The 1,442-nt window shown below is 44.2% G+C and carries 3 protein-coding genes; all 3 read left to right on the forward strand.

From position 1 onward, the window contains the following. Window positions 1-194 precede the first annotated feature (194 nt). Window positions 195-461 carry a PqqD family protein gene (locus J1785_RS01065; protein WP_217218601.1) on the forward strand — a complete coding sequence of 89 codons (267 nt, stop codon included), beginning with the start codon at window positions 195-197 and terminating at the stop codon, window positions 459-461. 2 nt (window positions 462-463) lie between these two features. Then, window positions 464-1,198, forward strand: coding sequence for a class I SAM-dependent methyltransferase (locus tag J1785_RS01070; RefSeq protein WP_217218602.1), 735 nt, complete (start codon window positions 464-466; stop codon window positions 1,196-1,198). Between the two features lie 22 nt (window positions 1,199-1,220). Continuing rightward, on the forward strand, window positions 1,221-1,442 hold a 222-nt coding region (locus J1785_RS01075), incomplete at its 3' end, for a hypothetical protein (protein ID WP_217218603.1).

Here is a 1,442-nt window from a genome sequence, read left to right on the forward strand (position 1 = left end):
GCAGGGCGATTATATCAATTCACTTTCAAAAGGAATAGAGCAATGAAAAAGACTTATGCTAAACCACGCTTGGTTCAAATCCGTCGCTCAGTATCTGCTGGCGGTCATTGATTTAAGAGTAAATAAAAGGGGTGTCTCTGGACGCCCCTTTTATCGTCTGGTTTATCCTCATCGTTTAATAAAAGGATTTTGTAATGAAAGAGATATTTTTTGTTATTTCAGGCGGGGTTAAGTGGAAAGAAGTGAATGAATCTATCATTATTGAGCCAGATTACGCGCTGAACGCCACGGCGGCGTTCGTTTTCAAGAAAATAACCGACGGGCTCAGTAATGTGCAGATCGTTGACGCTTTATCGCAGGAATATGATGCCGACATTTCCGATATAACATCTGATGTTGAAAGTCTGATCCAGGAGATGCAGGAAGAGGAAATTATTGAAGATGTGACCTTGAGGAACTGAACATGCTCAGTCAAAAGGCCTGCATAAAATACAACGATTTTGTACAGAAATATCAGCGTCATATCTACCCTATGCTAGCGGCAAGAATGCAGCGACTGTGCGCCGAACGTGACGTCACAAGAGCTCTTGATTTGGGTATCGGTCCCGGCGATCTGACCGTTTTTTTCGCGAAACAGAATGTCTGTCAGATTGATGGCTTAGACATTAACCCCAGCATGCTCGAACTTGCCAACAATAAAATTGCCTCTCTGGATTTGTCCAAGCGCGTAAAGCTGGTTCAGGGCGATGTACATTCACTGCCTTATCCTGATGCGTGCTTTGACCTGATTTTTTCCTACTCCTGCTTTCATCACTGGCAAGATCCGATCCAGGCTCTGCAAGAGTGCGAGCGCGTACTGAAGGACGGCGGGGTGCTTTACTTAGTCGATACCTACCCGGATGTAAAAGCATTACTTCCCCAGTTTGAGCAACAGCTGGATGAATACTCTTACCGGGAAATTGTAAAAAAAGCGGTAGAAGAGAGTATTGGGATCTCGGCTATTGAGCAGTTCCTGGCGTGTGCCAACATGAATGAGTATGAACTTCAGCCTGTCGACTTTAGTGAAGAAGAGCTAGTGGCTGGCATTGACTATATCAATTACGGCCACCAGCTCATCATTGACAGTCCACGACCAACATTGTGGGAGTTAATCTACAGGAAGCCATATGTTAACCAACAGCGAAAAGAACTATTATAGATACAGCTCATGCTGGTATTTTATGGAAACGGCCAATGCCTATTTTCTGCCGTGGCTCATCGTGTTTTTGGGCGCGGGAATGATGGATAAAACGGCAGGTGCGTTTTCTTTATTTTATATTTCCATTGTGATTGGGATCCTTGTCGCGGGATTTATCAGCCATATTATCAGTGCCAGAAAGTTAGCTATTTTTGGATTTATCGTGCTATCGGCCGCTGTCATTTCTCTTATATTATACCGGCCT

Source organism: Rahnella perminowiae (genome assembly GCF_019049755.1).
Classification (GTDB): Bacteria; Pseudomonadota; Gammaproteobacteria; order Enterobacterales; family Enterobacteriaceae; genus Rahnella; species Rahnella perminowiae.

Excerpts from the sequence above, each read along its gene's own strand:
- J1785_RS01065 (WP_217218601.1), top strand. The coding sequence starts at position 195 with ATGAAAGAGATATTTTTTGTTATTTCAGGCGGGGTTAAGTGGAAAGAA.
- J1785_RS01070 (WP_217218602.1), top strand. The coding sequence starts at position 464 with ATGCTCAGTCAAAAGGCCTGCATAAAATACAACGATTTTGTACAGAAA.